The organism is Luteimonas sp. 100069, from assembly GCF_003813845.1.
GTDB classification, from domain to species: Bacteria; Pseudomonadota; Gammaproteobacteria; order Xanthomonadales; family Xanthomonadaceae; genus Luteimonas; species Luteimonas chenhongjianii.
This window is the reverse complement of the sequence record NZ_RPFN01000004.1, coordinates 27883-48869: the sequence shown is the minus strand read 5'-3', so window position 1 is coordinate 48869 and position 20987 is coordinate 27883. Positions and strand designations below refer to the sequence as shown.

Annotated in this window: 18 protein-coding genes; 14 read left to right on the top strand and 4 right to left on the bottom strand. The window is 70.1% G+C overall.

The annotated features are described in order from the left end of the window. Positions 1 to 16: 16 nt before the first annotated feature. From folB to EGK76_RS09315, 4 genes are all read left to right on the top strand, one after another. Entirely contained in the window at positions 17 to 373 is a 357-nt protein-coding gene (gene folB, locus EGK76_RS09330; protein WP_096296967.1) for a dihydroneopterin aldolase, read from the top strand. A gap of 43 nt (positions 374 to 416) precedes the next feature. Continuing rightward, positions 417 to 1742, top strand: coding sequence for a mechanosensitive ion channel family protein (locus EGK76_RS09325; RefSeq protein ID WP_123832428.1), 1326 nt, complete (start codon positions 417 to 419; stop codon positions 1740 to 1742). Between the two features lie 62 nt (positions 1743 to 1804). Beyond that, on the top strand, positions 1805 to 2293 hold the full coding sequence (gene folK / locus EGK76_RS09320; protein WP_123832427.1) for a 2-amino-4-hydroxy-6-hydroxymethyldihydropteridine diphosphokinase: 489 nt from the start codon (positions 1805 to 1807) through the stop codon (positions 2291 to 2293). 163 nt (positions 2294 to 2456) lie between these two features. Then, positions 2457 to 3290, top strand: coding sequence for a DUF6159 family protein (locus EGK76_RS09315; RefSeq protein WP_123832426.1), 834 nt, complete (start codon positions 2457 to 2459; stop codon positions 3288 to 3290). Between the two features lie 69 nt (positions 3291 to 3359). On the opposite strand, the gene EGK76_RS09310 is transcribed toward EGK76_RS09315, so the two are convergent. Continuing rightward, entirely contained in the window at positions 3360 to 4091 is a 732-nt protein-coding gene (locus EGK76_RS09310) for a pteridine reductase (protein ID WP_096300240.1), read from the bottom strand. A 287-nt stretch (positions 4092 to 4378) separates the two neighbouring features. On the opposite strand from EGK76_RS09310, the gene EGK76_RS09305 reads away from it, so the two are divergent. Genes EGK76_RS09305 through EGK76_RS09285 form a run of 5 tightly spaced genes read left to right on the top strand, consistent with a single transcriptional unit; the run spans position 4379 to position 8318 of the window. Continuing rightward, positions 4379 to 5563, top strand: coding sequence for an SAM-dependent methyltransferase (locus EGK76_RS09305; protein WP_096296971.1), 1185 nt, complete (start codon positions 4379 to 4381; stop codon positions 5561 to 5563). A 10-nt stretch (positions 5564 to 5573) separates the two neighbouring features. Next, on the top strand, positions 5574 to 5999 hold the full coding sequence (locus EGK76_RS09300; RefSeq protein WP_233580242.1) for a VanZ family protein: 426 nt from the start codon (positions 5574 to 5576) through the stop codon (positions 5997 to 5999). Between the two features lie 51 nt (positions 6000 to 6050). Then, positions 6051 to 7082 (top strand): phosphotransferase, encoded by a 1032-nt coding sequence (locus EGK76_RS09295; protein ID WP_123832425.1) that lies wholly within the window; start codon positions 6051 to 6053, stop codon positions 7080 to 7082. An 18-nt stretch (positions 7083 to 7100) separates the two neighbouring features. Further along, complete coding sequence (locus EGK76_RS09290) at positions 7101 to 7454, top strand: glyoxalase superfamily protein (RefSeq protein ID WP_123832424.1); 354 nt, start codon at positions 7101 to 7103, stop codon at positions 7452 to 7454. 24 nt (positions 7455 to 7478) lie between these two features. Next, positions 7479 to 8318 (top strand): DUF72 domain-containing protein, encoded by an 840-nt coding sequence (locus EGK76_RS09285; protein ID WP_123832423.1) that lies wholly within the window; start codon positions 7479 to 7481, stop codon positions 8316 to 8318. Between the two features lie 21 nt (positions 8319 to 8339). Here EGK76_RS09285 and bla read toward each other — a convergent pair whose 3' ends face one another. Together bla and EGK76_RS09275 are read right to left on the bottom strand one after the other, a co-directional pair. After that, positions 8340 to 9212 (bottom strand): class A beta-lactamase, encoded by an 873-nt coding sequence (gene bla, locus EGK76_RS09280; protein WP_123832422.1) that lies wholly within the window; start codon positions 9210 to 9212, stop codon positions 8340 to 8342. Between the two features lie 102 nt (positions 9213 to 9314). After that, positions 9315 to 10541 carry a multifunctional CCA addition/repair protein gene (locus EGK76_RS09275; RefSeq protein ID WP_123832421.1) on the bottom strand — a complete coding sequence of 409 codons (1227 nt, stop codon included), beginning with the start codon at positions 10539 to 10541 and terminating at the stop codon, positions 9315 to 9317. Positions 10542 to 10607: 66 nt separating this feature from the next. On the opposite strand from EGK76_RS09275, the gene EGK76_RS09270 reads away from it, so the two are divergent. Further along, positions 10608 to 11822, top strand: coding sequence for a CNNM domain-containing protein (locus EGK76_RS09270; protein WP_199730893.1), 1215 nt, complete (start codon positions 10608 to 10610; stop codon positions 11820 to 11822). Positions 11823 to 12002: 180 nt separating this feature from the next. Here EGK76_RS09270 and EGK76_RS09265 read toward each other — a convergent pair whose 3' ends face one another. After that, complete coding sequence (locus EGK76_RS09265; protein ID WP_233580241.1) at positions 12003 to 13973, bottom strand: lytic transglycosylase domain-containing protein; 1971 nt, start codon at positions 13971 to 13973, stop codon at positions 12003 to 12005. Between the two features lie 209 nt (positions 13974 to 14182). On the opposite strand from EGK76_RS09265, the gene purT reads away from it, so the two are divergent. The 4 genes from purT to EGK76_RS09245 all read left to right on the top strand — a co-directional run bounded on the left by purT (position 14183) and on the right by EGK76_RS09245 (position 20980). Beyond that, positions 14183 to 15379 (top strand): formate-dependent phosphoribosylglycinamide formyltransferase, encoded by a 1197-nt coding sequence (gene purT / locus EGK76_RS09260; RefSeq protein WP_123832419.1) that lies wholly within the window; start codon positions 14183 to 14185, stop codon positions 15377 to 15379. A 76-nt stretch (positions 15380 to 15455) separates the two neighbouring features. Further along, positions 15456 to 16634, top strand: coding sequence for an amidohydrolase (locus tag EGK76_RS09255; protein ID WP_123832418.1), 1179 nt, complete (start codon positions 15456 to 15458; stop codon positions 16632 to 16634). A 209-nt stretch (positions 16635 to 16843) separates the two neighbouring features. Next, on the top strand, positions 16844 to 17956 hold the full coding sequence (locus tag EGK76_RS09250) for a PLP-dependent cysteine synthase family protein (protein ID WP_123832417.1): 1113 nt from the start codon (positions 16844 to 16846) through the stop codon (positions 17954 to 17956). A gap of 108 nt (positions 17957 to 18064) precedes the next feature. Next, on the top strand, positions 18065 to 20980 hold the full coding sequence (locus tag EGK76_RS09245) for a TonB-dependent receptor (protein ID WP_123832416.1): 2916 nt from the start codon (positions 18065 to 18067) through the stop codon (positions 20978 to 20980). Positions 20981 to 20987 lie beyond the last annotated feature (7 nt).

The window sequence follows — 20987 nt, the reverse complement described above, 5'->3', positions numbered from 1 at the left end:
GCGCATCCGGCCCCCAATGGACCACGTCTTCATCGAAGGCCTCGAGATCGAGGCCCTGATCGGCATCTACGACTGGGAGCGGCGCATCCGCCAGCCGCTGGTGTTCGACATCGAGATGGCGTTCGACAACCGCATTCCGGCGGCGAGCGACGACATCGCCGACACGCTGAACTACAAGGCGGTCAGCAAGCGCCTGATCGAGTACGTGTCGGCGTCGGAATTCGGCCTGGTCGAAACGCTGGCCGAGCGCTGCGCGGCAATCGTGATCGAAGAGTTCAATGTCGCTTCGGTACGATTGAAGCTCAGCAAGCCGGGCGCCGTGCGTGGAGCACGCGCCGTCGGCGTCCAGATCCAACGCACGCGCAGTACCTGATCGTGGCCCCCGGCGCGGCGGTCCGCGCAGGAGAACATCCCCGATGCAGCTCTACCTCGACCGGCTACACGACGCGCTGGCACCTTATCCCTGGGCCTATACCATCACGGTGTTGTCCGCCGTGCTCCTGGTCGCGTGGCTGGCCAACTTCCTGACCAAGCGCGTGCTGCTGCGCGGGCTGCGCCAGTTGCTTTCGAAATCGCCGTTCGGTGGCGCCCAGCACGACCACGGCGTGCGGCTGGAGGTGATTCCGCGGCTGGCCAACGTGGTGCCGGCGCTGGTGATCTCGGCAGGTGTCTCGCTGGTCCCCGACCTTCCGCCACAACTGGTGCGGATCATCGAGAACCTGTGCCAGGTGTTCATCGTGGTGACGATCGCTGTGGCGGTGGCGAAGGCGCTCGACGCGATCAACCGTCATTACGAGCAGCGCCCGCAGGCACGCAACAAGCCGATCAAGGGCTACCTGCAGGTGGCGAAGATCGTGATGTTCGCGCTGGTCGCGATCTCCGCCGTGGCGACGATGATCGGCGCCCAGTTCCTGCACATCGTCACCGGCCTGGGCGCGATGACCGCGGTGCTGATGCTGATCTTCCAGGACACCATCCTGTCCCTGGTCGCCAGCGTGCAGATCAGCAATGACGGCCGCGTGCGGGTGGGGGACTGGATCGAGATGCCGAGCGAGAACGCCGATGGCGACGTCATCGACATCGCCCTGCACACGATCACCGTGCAGAACTGGGACCGCACGGTCACCACGGTGCCGACCAAGAAGCTGCTCAGCGATTCCTTCAAGAACTGGCGCTTCATGTCCGAAGGCGGCGGTCGGCGGATCAAGCGGGCGCTGCAGCTCGACCAGCGCAGCGTACGATTCCTTGAGCCCGACGAAATCGAGCGTTTCCGTCGTTTCATCGTGCTCGACGAGTATCTCGACCGCAAGGAACGGGAGCTGCGCGAATGGAATGCCGCGCTCGCCGCACGTGGCGCCGAGCCGGTGAACCATCGCCGGGTCACCAACCTGGGGACGTTCCGCGCCTACGTCCAGCACTATCTGCGCGGCCGCCACGACATCAACCAGGACCTGACGCTGCTGGTGCGACAGCTCCAGCCCACCGAAAGCGGCCTGCCGCTGGAGATCTACGCCTTCACCCGCGACACCAGCTGGGGTGTCTACGAAGGGATCCAGTCGGATATCTTCGACCACCTGCTGGCGATCCTGCCCGAGTTCGACCTGCGCGTGTTCCAGGCGCACAGCGATGCGCCGGTGGAGGTCAGGTTGCGGCGCCTGCCGGACGACACGGGCGCTGCGCCCGTCGCGCCCGTCGCGCCGCACGCAGCGCCGCCGCTGCCCGCGCCGCCCGACGACGACTGAGTGCACCCCCTCGCCGCGGGCGGGAAGCTTCGGCGATCATGGCGTCCCCACCGGAGCGCGCCATGTCCATCGCCCTGCTCAGTCTCGGCAGCAACGTCGATCCCGAGATCCACCTGAGCGCTGCCATCCGCGCCTTGCGCGCGCGCTTCGACGGGCTCGTGGTGTCGGCGGTGTACCGCTTTCCGGCCGTCGGCTACGCCGGGCCGGACTTCCTCAATGCCGCCGCGGTCGTGCACACGGATCTCGCGGCGGAGGCCCTCAACGATTGGCTGCACGCGCTCGAGGATGCCCAGGGCCGCGACCGCAGTGGCCCGCGCTACAGCGACCGCACGCTCGACATCGACATCGTGCTCTACGACGACGCGGTACTCGAAGGCCCGGGCCATCTGCACATCCCCCGCGACGAACTGCGTCACGCCTTCGTGCTGCGGCCGGCGGCCGAGATCGCCCCCGACTGGCGGCATCCGGTGTCGGGGCAGACCCTGGCACGGCTGTGGGACGCGCATCCCGATCGGCACGTGGACTTCCAACGGGTCGCCTTGCCGGACTGAAGCGGGCATCGGATCCGGAGCCTGTCGCATCAGGTCTATTCCCACGTCCTGGACCGGGGTCTGTCACATCGGGTCTATTCCCACGTCCTGGAGATGACTTCCATCCATTGCCGGCCCGCCGGGGTGGACGGGAGAATGCAGGCAACCACGGGGGAGTGCGGACATGTTCGACAGGCTGTCGCGGAGCTGGGACCTGGTGAAGGCGAGCGCAGGCGTGCTGCGCTCGGACAAGGAGCTGATGCTGTTTCCGGTGCTGTCCGGGCTGGCAACGCTCGGCGTCCTGGCGACGTTCGCGTTGCCACTGTTCGCGCTGCGCATCTTCGAGCACGGTATCGGCCTCGCCTGGCTGCCCGTCGCCTTCGTCTTCTATTTCTGCCAGTACAGCGTGATCGTGTTCTTCAATGCGGCGCTGGTGGGCGCGGCGATGATCCGCCTCGAAGGCGGCAACCCGACGCTGTCGGACGGATTCGCCGCGGCCAGGCGCCGGCTGCCGGCGATCCTCGGCTACGCGGCGATCGCTGCGACGGTCGGTGTGCTGCTGCAGGCGATGAAGCGCAACGAGACCAACTTCCTCGTGCGCCTGCTCGGCAGCGGCCTGGGCGTGGCATGGACGCTGGCGACTTTCCTGGTGGTGCCGGTGCTGGTGAGCCGCGACATCGGCGCGATCGACGCGCTCAAGGACAGCGTCGCGCTGCTCAAGCGCACCTGGGGCGAGAACGCGATCGGCAGCGTTGGCATCGGCGCGGCGTTCGGGCTGCTGATCGGACTGGGCGCGGTGACCGGCGTGGCGCTGAGCTATCTGGCCTTCATGGGCTCGGCGGCGCTCGGCATCGCGGTAGCCGTGCTGTGCGCGATCGGCCTGATGCTGGTGGCCGTCTACCAGACGGCGCTGACCGGCATCTATTCGGCGGCGCTGTACCGCTATGCGGTCAGCCACGAAGTGCCGCCTGGATTCTCCGGTGCGCAGCTCGCGCAGGCGTTCGAACCCAGGCGCTGAGCAGCGCCGGCGCACCCTGATGCGAGGCGCCTGCGCAGCATTTGTGCCCAAGGCTCGCAGCAGCTGTAGCTAGATCGAGCGGCCGCCGTCGAGCCGCAGCACTTCGCCGGTCATGAATCCGCCGCGCAGCAGCCAGGCGACCGCATCGGCGATTTCCCCGGACGTGCCAAGCCTGGCCAGCGGGGTGGCCTGGAGGATGTGCGCCTGCCGCGTCGCATCCGCGCCGTCCTCCGGCCACAGGATCGCGCCAGGCGACACCGCATTGACGCGGACCTCCGGTGCCAGCGCGACCGCCAGGCCCCGGGTCAGCCCGAGCAGCGCGGCCTTCGATGCCGCATACGCGACCAGATCCGCGCGCGGGCGTTCGGCGTACAGGTCGCCGATGTTGACGATCGCGCCGCGGCTGGCGCGCAGATGCGGCGCCGCGGCCTGCGCGAGCAGGAACGGCGCGCGTGCGTTGGTCGCCATCAATGCGTCGAATGCAGCGGCATCGGTGTCGGCGAACGCGGTCGGTGCGAACGCGGCGGCGTTGTTGACCAGGGCGTCGAGCCGGCCGAACCGTGCGACGGTGCCGGCGACGAGCCCCGGCAGTACACCCGGATCGGCCAGGTCGCCCTCCAGCACCAGAGTGCTGCCTGTCCGCTGCGCCTCGAGCGCCGTGGCCAGCGCATCGGCATCGCCGCGCGAGTGGTGGCAGTGCAGCGCCACCGCGTAACCGTCCGCGTGCAGGCGACGCGCGATGGCCGCGCCGATACGACGGGCGGCGCCGGTGACCAGGACGACGGGGCTGGATGCAGGCATGCCGATCAGGAATGTGGCGCGGGTGGCCACCTTACGCCACCCGCCGTTCATCGTGCTGTCCGCCGGCCGGCCCGGCCGCCCGGGCTGCGGTCACGATGTCCGCGGATGTCCCGTCCTTGTGCTGCCCCGAGCCCGGCTCGCCGTCCGATGCCCGGCGCAACCGGCGAGGCGCCCTGCGATGGGCATCTTCCGCAAGCACGTGCCTGGAACTGTCGGCGCGGTCTGACAGCGGCCGTTGCGGCGCCTCGCGTATCCTGAAGCCCGTACGTTTGGTCGAGAGTTTTGCGATGTCCGCTTCTGTCCAGGGTCCGTCCGAAGACGCGCTCGCGCACAGTGCACGGCTGCGCGCACTGATCCATGCGCAGATCGCCGAGGCGGGCGGCGCGATTCCGTTCTGGAAATTCATGGAGCTGGCGCTCTACGCGCCCGGGCTGGGGTATTACAGCGCCGGCGCGGCGAAGTTCGGCGCGGCGGGCGATTTCGTCACCGCGCCCGAACTCGGCGCGCTGTTCGCCGAATGCATCGCCGAGGCCTTTGCGCCGGTGCTGCGCGAGATCGGCAGCGATGCGCAATTCCTCGAGATCGGGGGCGGCAGCGGTGCGTTCGCCGGCGATGCGCTGAGCCATCTCGCGGCCCTCGATGCGACGCCTGCGCGCTACGCGATCCTCGAGCCCAGCGCCGACCTGCGCGAGCGGCAGCGCGCCCACCTGCAGCAGCGCCTGCCGGCGGCGCTGTTCGCCCGCGTCGAATGGCTCGACGGCCCCATGCCCGGCGACTGGCAGGGCGCGCTGTTCGCCAACGAGGTCGTCGATGCGCTGCCGACGCCGCGCTTCGTCATCGGCGAGGGCGAGGTCTACGAGGAATACGTGACCCGCGACGGCGACGGCTTCGGCCGGACCCTGCACCCGGCCGATGCGCTGCTGGGCGCGGCCGTACGTCATGTCGAGCGCCAGCGCGGCGCCCCGCTGCCCGACGGTTACCGCTCCGAACTTCTGCCGCAGCTGCCGTACTGGGTGCAGGCCGTCGCCGGCGGCCTGACCCGCGGCGCGATGCTGTTCGTCGATTACGGCTATGCACGCCGCGAGTTCTACCGTGACGACCGCGACGCCGGCACGCTGCGCGCATTCCACCGCCACCAGGTCTCGGGCGATGTGTTCGCGCTGCCGGGCCTGCAGGATCTCACCGCATCGGTCGACTTCACCGCGCTGGCCGAGGCCGGCACCCACGCGGGGTTCGACTTTGCCGGCTACTGCAACCAGACCTCGCTGCTGCTCGGCAACCGGCTCGAACAACGCCTGGCCGCGCACGAGGCCTTGGCCGCCGACGAGGCCGCCCGCTATGCGCTGCGCCAGCAGGCCAAGCGGCTCACCCTGCCGGGCGAGATGGGCGAGGCCTTCCAGGCGATCGGCTTCGCGAAGGACGTGGAGTTCGACCACGCCTTCCTGATCGGCGACATGAGTCACCGGCTGTGAGCAGGCCCGCGTGAGCCGACGTCCGCGTCTGGGCCGGTCGTTCAAGCCGCTGCGGCGGCCGGCGTTGTGGGGCGGGCTGTGGATCGCCGCGGTCGCCGTTGTCGTGGTGCTGTCGCTCGCGCCGTCGGTGCCGATGCCGGATGTGCGGAGCGGCGACAAACTCGGCCATTTCCTTGCCTACTTCACGCTCGCCGCGGCCGCGGTGCAGCTCTACGCACGCTGGCCTGCGCTGCTCGGCGCCGGCATCGGCCTGGTGCTGCTGGGCATCGGTCTTGAATATGCGCAGGGCGCGTTGACCGACACGCGGATGCAGGATCCCGCTGATGCCTTCGCCAACACGCTGGGCGTGATCGTCGGCCTGTCCACGCGGCTGACGCTGTTCCGTGACGCGCTGCTGCGGTGGGACACCCGCGGACTCGGCGGGCGCGGACGCTGAGCGTGGCCTCGATTCGCCGATAATTCCTCCCTTCCCGACCCGGCCCACCGCATGTCCGCTGCCCTGCCTTCCAACGCGCCGACCGCGCCTGCCGACGACGACGCCGCCCGCGCCGCTGCGCGCTTGAGCTGGGCACGCGATGCGAGCGGCGACGCGACGCTGACGCTCGTGCGCGCCTCGATGGATGCCGGTTTCCGCAGCTACTGGCGCGGCGAGGCGCACGGCCTGTCGCGCATCGTCATGGATTCGCCACCGGAGCTGGAGGACGTACGCCCGTGGCTGCGCATCCGCGATCTGCTGGAGATGCACGGCGTGCGCGTGCCGCACGTGCGCGCGCGCAACGTCGAATCGGGGTTCCTGCTGCTCGAGGATCTCGGTGGCGAAACCTGCCTGCAGGCGCTGGATTCGCTCGATACCGACGCACTGATGGAAGCGGCATTCGAACAGCTGCTCCGATTGCAGGCGATCGCGCCACCGGACGATCTGCCGGCGTTCGATGCGGCCATGCTGCAGCGCGAACTCGCGCTCTTCGAAGACTGGTTCCTCGGCCGCCACCTCGGTGTCACGCTGTCGGACGCCGAGCGCGCGGATTGGGAGGCGGTGCAGGCGCATCTGGTCGCCGCGATGCTCGCGCAGCCGCAGGTGCTGGTGCATCGCGACTTCATGCTGCGCAATCTGATGCCGGTCGAAGGCGGCGTCGCGGTGCTGGATTTCCAGGATGCGGTCATCGGGCCGATCGCCTACGACGTGGCCTGCCTGCTGCGCGATGCCTTCCACAGCTGGCCCGTCGCGCAGGCCGAAGCATGGCTGGCGCAGTACCACGCCCGCGCGCAGGCGGCCGGGCTGCCCGTGCCGGCGCTGCCCCGGTTCGCGCACGATGCCGCCCTCACCGGTGTGCAGCGCCATCTCAAGGTAATGGGCATCTTCGCGCGCCTGCACCACCGCGACGGCAAGCCGAAGTACCTCGCCGACGCGCCGCGCTTCCTGGCCTATCTCGATGCGGTGGTGCCGCGCGACCCCGCCCTCGCGCCGCTCGGCGCGCTGCTCGACCGCCACGTGCGGCCGCATCTGTCCGCCACCTGACGCCGAGGAGGCTTCGCCATGCAGACCGTGATCCCGCAGCTGCGCATGACCGATGCCGACCGCAGTCTCGCGTTCTATGCCGCGCTCGGCTTCGCCGTCGACCGGGAACACCGCTTCGACTCCGGTATGCCGCTGTTCGCGCAGCTCACCCGCGACGGGCAGACGCTCTTCCTGACCGCGCATGCCGGCGATTGTGCGGTGGGCGGCGCCGTGTACTTCAAGGTGGTCGACGTCGATGCCTGCGCGCGCGCATTCGCCGCTGCCGGCGTGCCGATCATGCAGGCGCCGTGGAGCACGGACTGGGGCACGCGCGAGATGGTGCTCATCGACCCCGACCACAACCGGCTGCGGTTCGCGCAGCATGCAGACTGACCACGGCTTGTCCCGGAGAGTGCGATGAATGACCTGTTCTCGAGCGCGCCGTCGCCGGTCCACGGCATCCGTACCGGCATCGGTGGCTGGACGTTTCCGGAGTGGCGCGACAACTTCTACCCCAAGGGCCTGGTGCAGAAGCGCGAGCTCGAATACGCCAGTCGCCGGCTGACCGCGATCGAGATCAACGGCACCTTCTACGGCGCGCAGAAGCCCGCGACCTATGCGAAGTGGGGCAGCGAGACGCCGCCGGGCTTCGTGTTCTCGCTCAAGGCGCCGCGCCACATCGTCGGCGCGCGTGCGCTGGCCGGTACTGCGAAGCAGATCGCGGGTTTCGTCGAAGGCGGCATCGCCGAACTCGGCGACCATCTGGGCCCGCTGCTGTGGCAGTTCGCGCCGCAGCGGCGTTTCGATGCCGACGATGTCGAGGCTTTCCTCGCACTGCTGCCCGACAGTGTCGAGGGCCTGCCGCTGCGTCATGCAGTCGAGGTGCGGCATCCGTCGTTCCAGAGCGAAACCTGGCTGCGGCTGGCGCGCGCGCGTGGCGTGGCGACGGTGTTCACCGATTCCAGCGACTATCCGTCGTTTGCCGACATCACCGGCGACTTCATCTATGCGCGACTGATGGCCAGCCGCGAGAACAGCCCGACCGGCTACCCCGGTCTGCAGCTCGATGCCTGGGCCCAGCGCGCGTTGCAGTGGGCCAGGGGCGAGGCACCTGGCGATCTGCCCTATGCCGGCGCGCGCGACGCCGCGCCGGTCGTGCCGCGCGAGACCTTCGTGTTCTTCATCTCCGCCGCCAAGGCGCGCAACCCCGCCGCGGCGATGGCGTTGCAGCAGCGCCTGGAAGCGGCCGCGAAGTAGGGCGACGCGCGCGTTCGCGGCTCAGCCGAGCACGGCGCGGGCCACGTCGGCCTGCAGCGCGTCGATCGCGGGCCCGCTCACCCCGGCGCCGTGCACATAGACCGCCAGCAGCAGTGGCGCGCGAGCGGGCGGATACAGCACGGCCACGTCCGCTGCCGTACCCGCGCCGCAGGTACCGGTCTTGTCGCCGACGATCCAGCCTGCCGGCACGCCCGCGCGGATGCGCGCCTCGCCAGTGCGGTTCTCGATCAGCCATGCGGCGAGGACTGCCTGCAAGGGCGCGCGCAGCACGTCCCCGAACAGCAGCCGCTGCAGGCTGTCGACCATCGCGCGCGGGCTGGTGGTGTCGCGCGGATCATCGCGCGCGGCCTCGTTGAGGTCCGGTTCCCAGCGGTCCAGGCGCGTGACCGGATCGCCGAGTGCGCGCAGGAACGCGGTCAATCCCGAAGTCCCGCCGACCAGCGGCAGCAGCAGGTTGGCGGCTGCGTTGTCGCTCAGCGTGACCGTCGCGCGGCACAAGTCGTCGACCCGCGCATTGCCCTGGGCCACGCGCGTTTCCACGTAGGGCGAGTACGGGACGAGATCGCCCGCGGCCACGTCCACCGGTTGATCCAGGCGCACGTGCCCGCGTTCGACGGCGTGTAGCACCGCCCCTGCCAGCAGCGCCTTGAACGTGCTGCACATCGGGAAGCGTTCCTTCTCGCGCCGGCCCAGCCTGCGCCCGGTGCCGGTATCGAACAGGGCGATGCCGAGCCGGCCACCGGCGGCCTGTTCCAGCGCGGCCAGCGCTGCATCCAGCGTCGCGTCGTCGTCGGCGGCGGCGAGCAGCGGCGACGCGGCGGCGGCCAGCAGCAGGTTGCCGGCGCCGATCAGGAGGTGACGACGTGTGGGCATGGCAGCAGTGTCCTGGGGGCCGGAAGTCTAGGGAATCGACGGTTCGCGCGCGATGCACCAGGCGCACAGCCCAGGTGCGCGCCCGCGGATCCGCCTCGGGATTCAGTCCGGACTGCGCGACCGGGCGATCGCCGCGATCTGGGCCTTGCGCAGCGCCTTGCCGATCGCCGGGCCGGTGATGCCTTCGGCCACCAGCTCGCGCGCATTGATCGCGAGCGCCGCGGCATGGGCGCGCCGCAGCAGGTCGGCCTGCGGGTAGGCAGCCTCGGCACTGCCCAGCCGGCCGCGCTTGTCGCATTCGCACACCGTGGCCAGCTGGTCGATACGTGCGGGCTTGCGGAAGCCGTCGCACCGCGCGATCAGGTCATGCAGCGTGGCATCGCGCAGTTCCTCGATGCGGTGGACGTTGAGGTGCTCACGGCAGGCGATGATCGCGAGATCGCGGTGCTCGGCGGGCACCTTCAGTCGCGCGCACAGGGCCTCGAGCGGCCGGATGCCCGTGTGCTCGTGGCCGACATGGCGCGGCCATCTGTCTGCAGGGGTCAGGGCCTTGCCCAGATCGTGGGTCAGCGCGGCGAATCCGATGCGCGCATCCCCCGGCGCGAGGCGCGCGGCCATGTCGACGACCAGCTCGACGTGGACCCCGGTATCCACCTCGGGATGGAATTCGGCGCGCTGCGGCACGCCGTAGAGCGCGTCCACTTCCGGTAGCACCACCGCGAGTGCACCGCAGTCGTGCAGCGTGCGCAGGAAGGCCGAAGGCGACCGGGATGCCAGTGCGCGCGCCAGCTCCTGCCACACCCGCTCGGGCGTCAGCGCCTCGAGCTCACCGGCGTCCACCATGCCGCGCATCAACGCCATGGTCTCGTCGGCGACCGTGAAGCCCAAGGGCGCGAAACGCGCCATGAACCGCGCCGCGCGCAGCACCCGCAGCGGATCTTCACAGAACGCCGGGCCCACGTGACGCAGCACCCGTGCCTCGAGGTCGGACCTGCCGCCGTAAGGATCGATCAGCGTGCCGTCCGGCGCCTGCGCGATCGCATTGATCGTGAAGTCTCGGCGCCCCAGATCCTGCTCCAGCGTGACCGAAGGATCGGCGTCGACGACGAAGCCGCGGTAGCCGCGTCCGGACTTGCGCTCGGTCCGCGCGAGCGCGTGCTCCTCCTGGGTCGCGGGATGCAGGAAGACCGGGAAATCCCGCCCGACCGGGCGAAAGCCGGCCGCTTCCATCGAAGCCTGGGTTTCGCCCACGACCACGTGGTCCCGGTCACCCGGGCTCAGTCCGAGCAACCGGTCGCGCACCGCGCCACCCACCAGATAGATCTCCATCACCGGATGATGCCATGCGCTGCACATCCGGCCGCCTAGACTGGCCCGCCGTCAGCCGGATTTCCCGTGCCCGTCCTGCGACGCCCGGCGCCCCGGTGGTTCGGTCTGCTGCTGGCCCTGCCGCTACCCGCGGCGGCAGCGACGGCGACGGCCGGCTCGGGTGACGTCCTCGACATCACGCTGATGCTGGTCTATCTGGGCCTGGCGATCGTGCTGTCCTTCCTGTGCTCGATCGCCGAATCGGTGCTGCTCAGCATCACGCCGTCGTTCATCGCCCACCTGCGGGCCGAGCGTCCGCATCTGGCCGGCACGCTGAAGACGCTGCGCTACGACCGCATCGACCAGTCGCTGGCCGCGATCCTCACCCTCAATACGATCGCCCACACCGCCGGCGCCGTCGGCGCCGGAGCCAAGGCATCCGATGCCTTCGGCAGCGCCTGGGTCGGTGTGTTCTCGGCAGTGGCGACCCTGTTGATCCTGTTCCTGTCGGAGATCGTGCCCAAGTCCCTCGGCGCGCAGTACTGGCGCCAGCTGGCCGCGCCCGTGGCCAGCTTCGTGCGCCTGCTGATCGTGGTGCTGTACCCGCTGATCCGGCTGTCGGACATGCTGACGCGGCTGATCTCGCGCGGGCGCCGGGCGCATGTCTTCAATCGCGAGGAGTTCATCGCGATGGCCGGCGTGGGCGAACGGAGCGGCGACATCCTGCCGCGCGAATCGCGGGTGCTGCGCAACCTGTTCCGCATGGCGGAGCTGCGCGCCGAAGACGTGATGACCCCGCGCCCGGTGGTGGCCGCGCTGCGCGACGACACCACGGTCTCGCAGGCGCTTGCGGATCCACGCGTCGCGCCGTTCTCGCGTATCCCCATATACCGGCAGGACATCGACGATGCGGATGCCTTCGTGCTGCGTGCCGAACTGTTACAGGCCGAGGCCCGCGATGAGGGCGGCGGGCCGCTGCGGCCACTGGCGCGCGAATTGCGCAGCGTGCCCGAAGGCATGCCGTTGACCGCGCTGCTGGATTTCCTGCTCGACGGCCGCCAGCAGATCGTGCTGGTGGTCGACGAGTACGGCGCCACCCGCGGGCTGGTGACGATGGAGGACGTGGTCGAGACGCTGCTCGGCCAGGAGATCGTCGACGAGAGCGATCGCGTCGACGACATGCAGCGGCTGGCACGCCGTCGCTGGGAGGAGCGCGCCGCCGCGCACGGGCTGGCGGTCTCGCCCGGCGATCACGAACACGATCGATCGGACCCTGCCAATCCGGGCGGCGCTCAAGGCTGAGCGGTCGGGGCCGGGCTGCGCATCAGTCGCGCGAAAACTCGCGGGTGGCCGCGCCGCGCGGAGCGCCGGAGTTCCGCGACCCTCTCCACCTGTCCCAGCAGAAGCGCGTGTTCGGCCGTATACGCCTCGCGCGACTGAAGAGGGCGACGCCACGACGCCGGTGCCGCGCGGCAAGGCGCGTCAGCTGGCCGGGCAGGCGAAGGTCCGGGTACGGGCGTCGCTGGTGCCACGCATGCGTGCATCCAGCGGTGCGGCCTTGCCGTACATCCGCCAGTCGTAGATCACGCTGAAGGCCAGCACGCGGGCGACGTACTCGCGCGTCTCGCGATAGCTGATGGTCTCGATCCAGATGTCGGGGTCCATGTCCGGACGCTGCGCCAGCCATCGGCCGGTGGGTGTCGGCCCCGCGTTGTAGGCGGCGATGGCGACATAGGGCAGCTGGTACATGTCCTTCTTCTCGCGCAGGTAGGCAGTGCCGATCGCGACGTTGGTGGCCGGGTCGTAGAGGCCCTCGGGCCCACTCCAGGGCAGGCCCAGGCGCTGCGCGACCGCGGCGCCGGTCGCCGGCATCACCTGCATCAGGCCGCGGGCGTCGGCGGGCGAGCGCGCATTGGGATTGAACGTGCTCTCGGCGCGGATCTCCGCCGCGACCCACGCGGGGTCGAGGCCGTGCCGCTGCGACTCGCGTTCGATCAGCGCCTGCTGGGTCAGCGGGAAGCGCAGGGTGTAGAGCCGCGATTCCTCCGGCTGGCGGCCCAGCCCCAGAACGCCGCGGTCGTACCAGCCGCTTTCCTGCGCGACCTGCACCGCGATGCGTCGCTGGGTGTCGTCGAAGCGGGTGAGCGCGTCGGCCCATTCGCGCGCCGCCCAGCCAGGACGGTCGATGCGGTACAGCGCAAGTGCGCGCATCAGGGCGGGATCGGCGGCCACCCTGGCGCGCGCATCGCTCGAGGGGGAGAAGTCCAGCGGACACAGCGCATACGGCTGGCCCAGCCGGTCGGCGGCCAGGAAACCGTGGAAATCGGGCTGTTTCGCCGCTTCGCGGAACAGCGGCTGGGCGCCGCTGCGATCGCCGGTGAGTTCGGTCATGCGCGCCTGGAACCAGGTCCAACGCGACTGGCTGCGCTGGGCCGGGCCCATCTTGCGGATCGCGGCCAGTGCCGCCGCCCAGTCCTTGCGCGCCAGGGCTTCGCGCACGCGCCACTCGTGCAGGCGTTCGTCGTAGGCGCTCGCGGGCACGCGGTTGAGCAGCCGCGCCGAATCGGGCAGATAGGAGGCCACGGTCCACAGCGCGGCCTGGTACAGCACGCGGCCGTTCTCGGTTTCGCCGAAGCCCAGCGCCTCCGCCAGCGCCGGCAGCCGGCGCTCGGCGCCCAGTGGATCGTCCTTGGCGTATTTCGCCAGGCCGTGCGAGGCGACGAGACGACTGCGCGCGGTCTTCGGCCACTGCAGCGCCCGGTCGTGCGGCGCCTGCATGAAGGCGGCGTAGTCCTCCGCAAGGGCCTGCTGGCTGCCGGACAGGCCACGGGCGATGCTGCGCATCACGCCGACGTCCTGCGCCGCGACGGCCAGGTCGAAGCGCTCCCAGCGCAGGGCATCGTCGAGGCCGCCGCGCGCTGCGAGCGTCGCGAGCGGCGCATCGCATTCGTTCGGCAGCGAGGCGCCGGTGCTGCGCCACAGGGCCTGGGCATCGCGCGTCCACTGGGCGTCGGTGGCGCCGGTGCGCGCGCGCGCGTCGAGTTCGATGCAGCGCAACGCGGTATTGGTGATGCCCGGTGCCCAGGCTTCGCGCACCGCGGCCCATTCCTCGCGCTTGGCCAGCGCACGCAGCCAGGCTTCGCGGAACACCTCGGCGACCGGCGCGCCCTGGTGCCGGGCGATGAAGTCGCGCCCCTGCGCCAGCGGCAGGGTGTCGAGATTGCGGCGCAGCGAGGCGAACTCCAGCCAGGCGGCCGCGGGATGGCTCCGCATCGCCGGGTCGACCGGCTGGCCGCGTTCGGCGGCCTGCATCGCGGCGCGGAACGCGGCGTCGTCGGGCGCCTGCGCGCAGACGGCCAGGGGCAGGCCCAGTGCGAACAGGAGCAGCAGTGCGCGCGTGAGCACTGAGCGGAATGTCGGCGGGTTCACACGGTGGGTCGGCGGCATCGGCATCGGCATGTCGAGAGCGGCGACCGACTATAGCGAAGGCGGCCTGAAGCGCCGTGCAGGCGTGCACGGCTGTCGCGGCGCCCGGCGCGCAGGCCTGTCGGACCCAGGCGGCCCATGCCCGCGAAAGGGCCAGCGGCCGAGGGCGCGGCTGCGGCCAGGGTCCGGTGCGTCACCCACTAGAATGGCGACCCCAGTCCTTCCGGTCCGCATCCATGGTCACTCTCGGCACGCCGCTCTCCACCTCCGCCACCCGCGTGCTGCTGCTCGGCTCGGGAGAGCTGGGCAAGGAGGTCGCGATCGAGCTGCAGCGTTTCGGCGTGGAGGTCATCGCCGCCGACCGTTACGCCGACGCCCCGGCGATGCAGGTCGCGCACCGCAGCCATGTGCTCGACATGCTCGATCCGGCCGCGCTGCGCGCGCTCATCGAGTCCGAGCAGCCGCATCTGGTGGTGCCGGAGATCGAGGCGATCCACACCGACACCCTGGTCGCGCTGGAGCAGGGCGGCCTGAATGTCGTGCCGACCGCGCGCGCCACGCGGCTGACGATGGACCGCGAAGGCATCCGCCGGCTTGCCGCCGAGACCCTCGGCCTGCCGACCTCGCCCTATCGCTTCGTCGACACCCGCGAGGAATACCGCGCCGCGATCGATGCGGTCGGCCTGCCCTGCGTGGTCAAGCCGGTGATGTCGTCCTCGGGCAAGGGCCAGAGCACCGTGCGCAGCGAGGCCGACATCGATGCGGCCTGGGACTACGCGCAGACCGGCGGCCGCGCCGGTGCGGGGCGCTGCATCGTCGAGGGCTTCATCGACTTCGATTACGAGATCACCCTGCTGACCGTGCGCCATGCCGGGGGCACCGCGTTCTGCGCGCCGATCGGCCATGTGCAGATCGCCGGCGACTACCGCGAGAGCTGGCAGCCGCAGGCGATGTCGCCGGCGGCATTGCAGCGCGCACGCGAGGTGGCGCGCGCGGTCACCGATGATCTGGGCGGCCGTGGCGTGTTCGGCGTGGAGTTGTTCGTCAAGGGTGACGAGGTCTGGTTCTCCGAGGTCTCGCCGCGCCCGCACGACACCGGCCTGGTCACGCTGGCCTCGCAGGAACTCAGCGAGTTCGCCCTGCATGCGCGCGCGATCCTCGGCCTGCCGGTTCCGGTGGACGCCGACGGCGTGGTGTTGCAGGCCGGCCCGGCCGCCTCGTGCGCGCTGCTCGCGCAGGGCACCGGCGTGCCGGTGTTCTCCAATGTCGACGTCGCCCTGCGCGCGCCGCACAGCGCGGTGCGGCTGTTCGGCAAGCCGCGGGTGGACGGCCAGCGCCGGGTCGGCGTGACGCTGGCGCGTGCAGGCGACGTCGACGCTGCACGCACCATCGCCCGTGACGCCGCCGCCGCGATCGGCATCGAACTGCGCTGAGCCTGCGCAGGACTCAAGCGTCGCGCCTTCCTGCGCCCCGCGCACAGGCAAGCCCCTTCTATTGCTGGACCTTCCCATGACCGCCAAGCTTCCCGCCATTCCCGAGCCCGTCGCCGCGCTGGCGGCGCAGATGACCGCCTGGCGCCACGAGATCCACGCCTGGCCGGAACTGGGGTTCGAGGAGGTGAAGACCTCGGCGCTGGTCGCACGCGAGCTGCGTGCGCTCGGACTCGAGGTCCATACGGGCCTGGGCGTCACCGGCATCGTCGCGGTGATCGACAGCGGCAAGCCGGGCATGTCGATCGGCCTGCGCGCCGATATGGACGCGCTGCCCATGGACGAAGTCGCCGGCGAGCGGGGCGAGCTGCCGTATCGCTCGCAGCGCCCGGGCGTGGCGCACACCTGCGGCCACGACGGCCATACCGCGGCACTGCTGGGCACCGCCCGGCACCTGGTCGCGCATCCGCCGGCGAGCGGCCGCGTGGTGCTGATCTTCCAGCCGGCCGAGGAAGGCGGGCGCGGCGCGATCCGGATGATCGAGGATGGCCTGCTGACCCGCTGGCCCTGCGACGAGGTCTATGCCTTCCACAACATGCCGGCGCTGCCGACCGGCGAGGCCAGCGTGCGCAGCGGCGCCACATTGCAGTCGCTGGCGGTGTTCGAGATCGCGATCGAAGGCGTCGGCGGGCACGCCGCCGCGCCGCACCGGGCGAACGATCCGCTACAGGTCGCGGCCCGCCTGGCCGTGGACATCTCCGCGATCGTTGGTCGCCACATCGATCCGATGGAAGCGGCGCTGATCAACGTCGGCTCGCTGCAGGCCGGTACCACCCACAACATCATTCCCTCGACAGCATCGCTCAGCGGCACCATCCGCTCGCTGTCGAAGGACGTGCACGACGAGCTGCTCAAGCGCCTGCGCGCGCTGTGCGAGGGCCACGCGCAGATCTCCGGCTGCCGCATCGCGCTCGAGATTCCGCATTCGTGCCCGCCCTGCGTCAACGCGCCCGAACAGGCTGCACTGGCGGCCGAGGCGATCGCCGACGTGCTCGGCGCGGATCACGTGAAGACCGACCTGCGCGCGTATCCGTTCTCCGACGATTTCTCCTATCTGCTCGAGCAGTGGCCCGGCGCCTACATGTTCCTCGGCATGGACAGCGCGATGTGCCACCACCCGACGTTCCGTTTCGACGACGGCCTGCTGCCGGTCGCGGCCGCCGTGTTCGACCGTATCGTGCGGCGCCGTCTGGGCTGAAGCGGAAGTCGCGGGGAAGGGTGATGGCGGATACCGCTCCCTCCGGGAGCGGTCGACGCGTCCACTGCTTTGGCCGAGGGGGCTCGCGAGGGGAAGACCCCGCCTTCGCGGTCATCGCCGACACGGCCCGGCACGCCTCCGTCAGCCGGCGTAAGCTGTGCGCCGCGCCGCCGGCCGATGCGGCGCGTCGACCTCCACGCGAGCGCCCCATGTCACAGCGCGACTGGGTGGCCCAGGCCATCCGCAAGATCGAAGCCGATTTCAACCGCTCGGCCGACACGCATCTGATTCCGTTGGGGCTGCCCGGCTTTCCCGGCATCGACGTCTACCTCAAGGACGAATCGAGCCATCCCACCGGCAGCCTCAAGCACCGTCTCGCGCGATCGCTGTTCCTCTATGCGCTGGCCAACGGCTGGCTGCATGCGGGCAGCACGGTGGTCGAGGCGTCGAGCGGCTCGACCGCGGTATCGGAAGCGTATTTCGCGCGGCTGCTGGGCCTGCCGTTCGTCGCGGTGATGCCGTCGTCGACGTCGCCGGAGAAGATCGCTGCGATCGAATTCCACGGGGGACGCTGCCATCTGGTGCCGAGCGCCTGCGGTATCGCCGAGGCTTCGGTGCGCCTTGCGCGCGAGACCGGCGGCCACTTCATGGACCAGTTCACCTACGCCGAGCGCGCGACCGACTGGCGCGCGAACAACAACATCGCCGAGTCGATCTTCAAGCAGATGGCGCATGAGGCCCATCCCGTTCCGCGCTGGATCGTCTGCAGCGCCGGCACCGGCGGCACCAGCGCCACGATCGGACGATACGCGCGTTACCGCGGCTACGACACCCGGGTGTTGTGCGCCGATCCCGAGCACTCCGCGTTCTTCGCCCATTACGCACGCTGCATCGTCGGCGAAGCGACGGGCGACCCGGCCCCGGCACCGCCGTCGCGGATCGAGGGCATCGGCCGCCCGCGCGCGGAAGCCAGCTTCATTCCCGGCTGCGTCGACGCGATGCTCAAGGTGCCCGACGCCCTGAGCCTCGCGGCGATGCGCTGGACCAATACGCGTCTGGGTCGGCGCGTCGGCGGCTCCACCGGCACCAACGTCATCGGTGTGCTGCATGCCGCGCATGCGATGCGCGCGGCGGGGCGCAGCGGTTCCATCGTCAGCATCCTGTGCGACGGCGGCGAGCGCTACGCGCACAGCTACTACGCGCCCGACTGGTACGCCGCCCAAGGCTTCGACATGGACGCGGCTGACACCCTGGTCCGGGCGGTGGCCGAGCAGGCCGCGGCTTTGCCTCCACTGCCGACGGCGGGTGAGGCTGCCAACTGACGGTCAAGCTGGGGTTGACCCTAGGTGCAGCGAGGTTAAGGATTCGTTACAAGGAATTGCCGGCAGGACAGGGGCTCCGGCACACCATCCGCCCACGGAGTTGCACACATGACGATGCCTCGACACCGCCTCGCTGCCGCAGTCCAGCTGTCGCTGCTGCTGGCACTGCCGGCCGCCGCCACCGCCCAGACCCCCACTCAGCAGCCCGAAGCGCGCACGCTCGATACCGTGCAGGTCACCGGTTCGCGCATCCGTAAGGCCGAACTGGAAACCGCGGTACCGGTGCAGGTGCTCACGCGCGAGGACATCGATCGCAGCGGTTTCACCTCGATCGCCGACATCGTGCAGAACCTCACCGGCAGCGGGGCCGGGCTCAACACCAAGTTCAATTCCAGCGGCAACTTCGGTTTCCCGCCCGACGGCGGCGGCGTGGGCGCAGGCGCGGCGACGGTCGACCTGCGGCATCTCGGCGCCAAGCGCGTGCTGGTGCTGGTCGACGGCATCCGCTGGGTCAACGAGTCCTCCGGGTCGGGCGTGGGGTCGGCGGTCGATCTCAACACGATCCCGCTCGCGCTTGTCGATCGCATCGAAGTGCTCGAGGACGGCGCGTCCTCGATCTACGGCTCCGACGCGATCGCCGGCGTGGTCAACATCATCACCAGGCGCGACGCCGAGGGCGGCACGCTCGACCTGCACTACGGCGAGTACGACGGTCTCGGTGGCGCCACCTGGGGCGCGGACCTGGGCTGGGGTGGCACCAACGAGCGTGCGCAGTGGTTCCTCGGCGCTTCGTACTACAAGCAGCGGGAAATCGCTTCGTCGAAATTCGCCAATGCCAGCGTGCCGGTGCCCGGCACCGGGCTGTCGAATGGCAGTTCGGCGACGCCGGGCGGGCGGTTCCTCTTTGCGCCTGCGGACGGCAACAATACCTATGGCGGTCTGTGCCCGCTCGGAACCGACGACAGCGGCGCGCCGATTCCCGGTTCGGCCACCTGCGACATCACGTTGCCCAACGACGCGAGCTTCCCGGGCGGCACGACCATCGATGACTACATCCGGTTCGGGACCGCGAACCGCTACAACTTCGCGCCCAACAACCTGCTGCTGACGCCGTCGGAGCGCAAGTCGGTGTTCGGCCAGGTGCGCTTCGAGTTCACGCCGCAGGTCTCGGGCCATGTCCGCGTGCTCTACAACGAGCGCACTTCGGCCAACCAGGCCGCGCCCGAGCCGATCTTCCTCGGCACCGACGCCGGTGTGTACAACGCCTACGCCGAAAGCACGCTCACGATCTCGGCGCTCAACCCGTTCAACCCGTTCGGCTTCGACCTCACCACCGAGGGCGACAATCCGAACCTGTTCCTGCTCGGGCGCCGTCCGGTCGAAGGCGGCCCGCGTCGCTACCGGCAGGACGTCAAGACCTGGTATGCCGCCGGTGGCCTCGAAGGCACCTTCGCGGTGGGCGTGCGCACCTGGAACTGGGACGTGAACCTGGTGCGCAGCCAGAGTCGCGCCGAGCAGACCAATACCGGCAGTTACAACATCCGGCGGATCAACGAAGCGCTGGGCGACCCGGCCGCATGTGCGGGGATCGCCGGGTGCACGCCGCTCAATCTGTTCGGTGGCCCGGGCACGATCACGCCGCAGATGCTCGCCTTCATCCAGCCGATCGTCCGCGACGAGAGCAGCAATGCGCTGACCCTGGCCTCGGCCAACGTCACCGGCGACCTGTTCGAGATGTGGGCAGGTCCACTGGCCTTCGCCGCGGGCCTCGAATACCGCAAGTACGACGGCAGCTACACGCCTGATCCGATCACCGTCGCTGGCGAATACAACGGCGTGCCCTCGGGCATCACCCGCGGCGACTACGACGTCAACGAGGCCTATGCCGAGTTCAGCGTGCCGCTGATGCGCGACACCGCGTTCGGCGAGACGCTCGACCTCAGCATCGCCGGTCGCTATTCCGACTATTCGACCTTCGGCGGCGAGACCACCGGCAAGGTCGGCCTGCGCTGGCAGCCGGTCGACGAACTGCTGTGGCGCATGAGCTATGCCGAAGGCTTCCGCGCACCGTCGATCGGCGAGCTCTACGGCACGCTGAGCCGCTTCGACGCCACGCTCGTCGATCCGTGTTCCGGCGCCGCCCTGCCGTCGCCGGCCTGCGCCGCGGACGGCGTGCCGCCGGGCTACGAGCAGACCAATTCGCAGATCTCGGTCGTGACCTCGGGCAATGCCGCGCTCGAACCCGAGCGCAGCCGCAGCCTGATGATCGGCTCGGTGTGGAGCCCGTCGTTCGCCGACGAAGTGTGGTGGTCGGACCGTCTCGACCTCGGCGTGACCTTCTATCGCCACCACATCGACGATGCGATCCAGGCCCCCGATGCGCAGGCGATCCTCGATCGCTGCATCGCCACGCGCGATCCGCTCGCCTGCGCGTCCTACGACCGCAGCGAGCGCGGCCAGATCATCCGCTTCGACGACATCCTGGCCAACCTCGGCACGATCAAGACCGATGGCTGGGACTTCTCCGCCGCATGGACGCTGCCCGAGCGCGACTGGGGCCGCTTGCGCTTCGATGCCAAGACCACGTGGGTCACGCGCTACGAGCTGGCCAACGAGACCGGCGAGCTGGAGCCGCGTCGTCCGGGCGTCGAGGTCAACAACAGCGCGATTCCCGAATGGAGCGGCACCCTGACCACCGACTGGACCCGCGGCCCCTGGTCGCTGGCGTGGACGATGCGCTACATCGACCGGCTGGTCGAATCCTGCGGCGGCGCCAATGGCTTTGCGATCTGCGACGACAGCGCGCTTGATATCAACGGGCTCGGCTCGACCACGTACCACGACCTGCAGCTGGCCTGGCACAACACCGCCTGGCTCAAGGGCACGCGTCTGGCGCTGGGCGTCAACAACCTCACCGGCAAGGAGCCGCCGGTGTGCCTGAGCTGCAGCCTCAACGGCTATGACGCCTCGACCTACGACCTGCCCGGCCGCTTCGTGTACGCACGCGTGGGCATCGATTTCTGAGTCGGCA

Excerpts from the sequence above, each read along its gene's own strand:
- bla (WP_123832422.1), bottom strand. The coding sequence starts at position 9,212 with ATGCCCACACGTCGTCACCTCCTGATCGGCGCCGGCAACCTGCTGCTG.
- EGK76_RS09315 (WP_123832426.1), top strand. The coding sequence starts at position 2,457 with ATGTTCGACAGGCTGTCGCGGAGCTGGGACCTGGTGAAGGCGAGCGCA.
- EGK76_RS09285 (WP_123832423.1), top strand. The coding sequence starts at position 7,479 with ATGAATGACCTGTTCTCGAGCGCGCCGTCGCCGGTCCACGGCATCCGT.
- EGK76_RS09275 (WP_123832421.1), bottom strand. The coding sequence starts at position 10,541 with ATGGAGATCTATCTGGTGGGTGGCGCGGTGCGCGACCGGTTGCTCGGA.
- EGK76_RS09290 (WP_123832424.1), top strand. The coding sequence starts at position 7,101 with ATGCAGACCGTGATCCCGCAGCTGCGCATGACCGATGCCGACCGCAGT.
- EGK76_RS09265 (WP_233580241.1), bottom strand. The coding sequence starts at position 13,973 with ATGCCGATGCCGCCGACCCACCGTGTGAACCCGCCGACATTCCGCTCA.
- folB (WP_096296967.1), top strand. The coding sequence starts at position 17 with ATGGACCACGTCTTCATCGAAGGCCTCGAGATCGAGGCCCTGATCGGC.
- EGK76_RS09245 (WP_123832416.1), top strand. The coding sequence starts at position 18,065 with ATGACGATGCCTCGACACCGCCTCGCTGCCGCAGTCCAGCTGTCGCTG.
- EGK76_RS09255 (WP_123832418.1), top strand. The coding sequence starts at position 15,456 with ATGACCGCCAAGCTTCCCGCCATTCCCGAGCCCGTCGCCGCGCTGGCG.
- folK (WP_123832427.1), top strand. The coding sequence starts at position 1,805 with ATGTCCATCGCCCTGCTCAGTCTCGGCAGCAACGTCGATCCCGAGATC.
- EGK76_RS09250 (WP_123832417.1), top strand. The coding sequence starts at position 16,844 with ATGTCACAGCGCGACTGGGTGGCCCAGGCCATCCGCAAGATCGAAGCC.
- EGK76_RS09325 (WP_123832428.1), top strand. The coding sequence starts at position 417 with ATGCAGCTCTACCTCGACCGGCTACACGACGCGCTGGCACCTTATCCC.
- EGK76_RS09295 (WP_123832425.1), top strand. The coding sequence starts at position 6,051 with ATGTCCGCTGCCCTGCCTTCCAACGCGCCGACCGCGCCTGCCGACGAC.
- purT (WP_123832419.1), top strand. The coding sequence starts at position 14,183 with ATGGTCACTCTCGGCACGCCGCTCTCCACCTCCGCCACCCGCGTGCTG.
- EGK76_RS09310 (WP_096300240.1), bottom strand. The coding sequence starts at position 4,091 with ATGCCTGCATCCAGCCCCGTCGTCCTGGTCACCGGCGCCGCCCGTCGT.
- EGK76_RS09305 (WP_096296971.1), top strand. The coding sequence starts at position 4,379 with ATGTCCGCTTCTGTCCAGGGTCCGTCCGAAGACGCGCTCGCGCACAGT.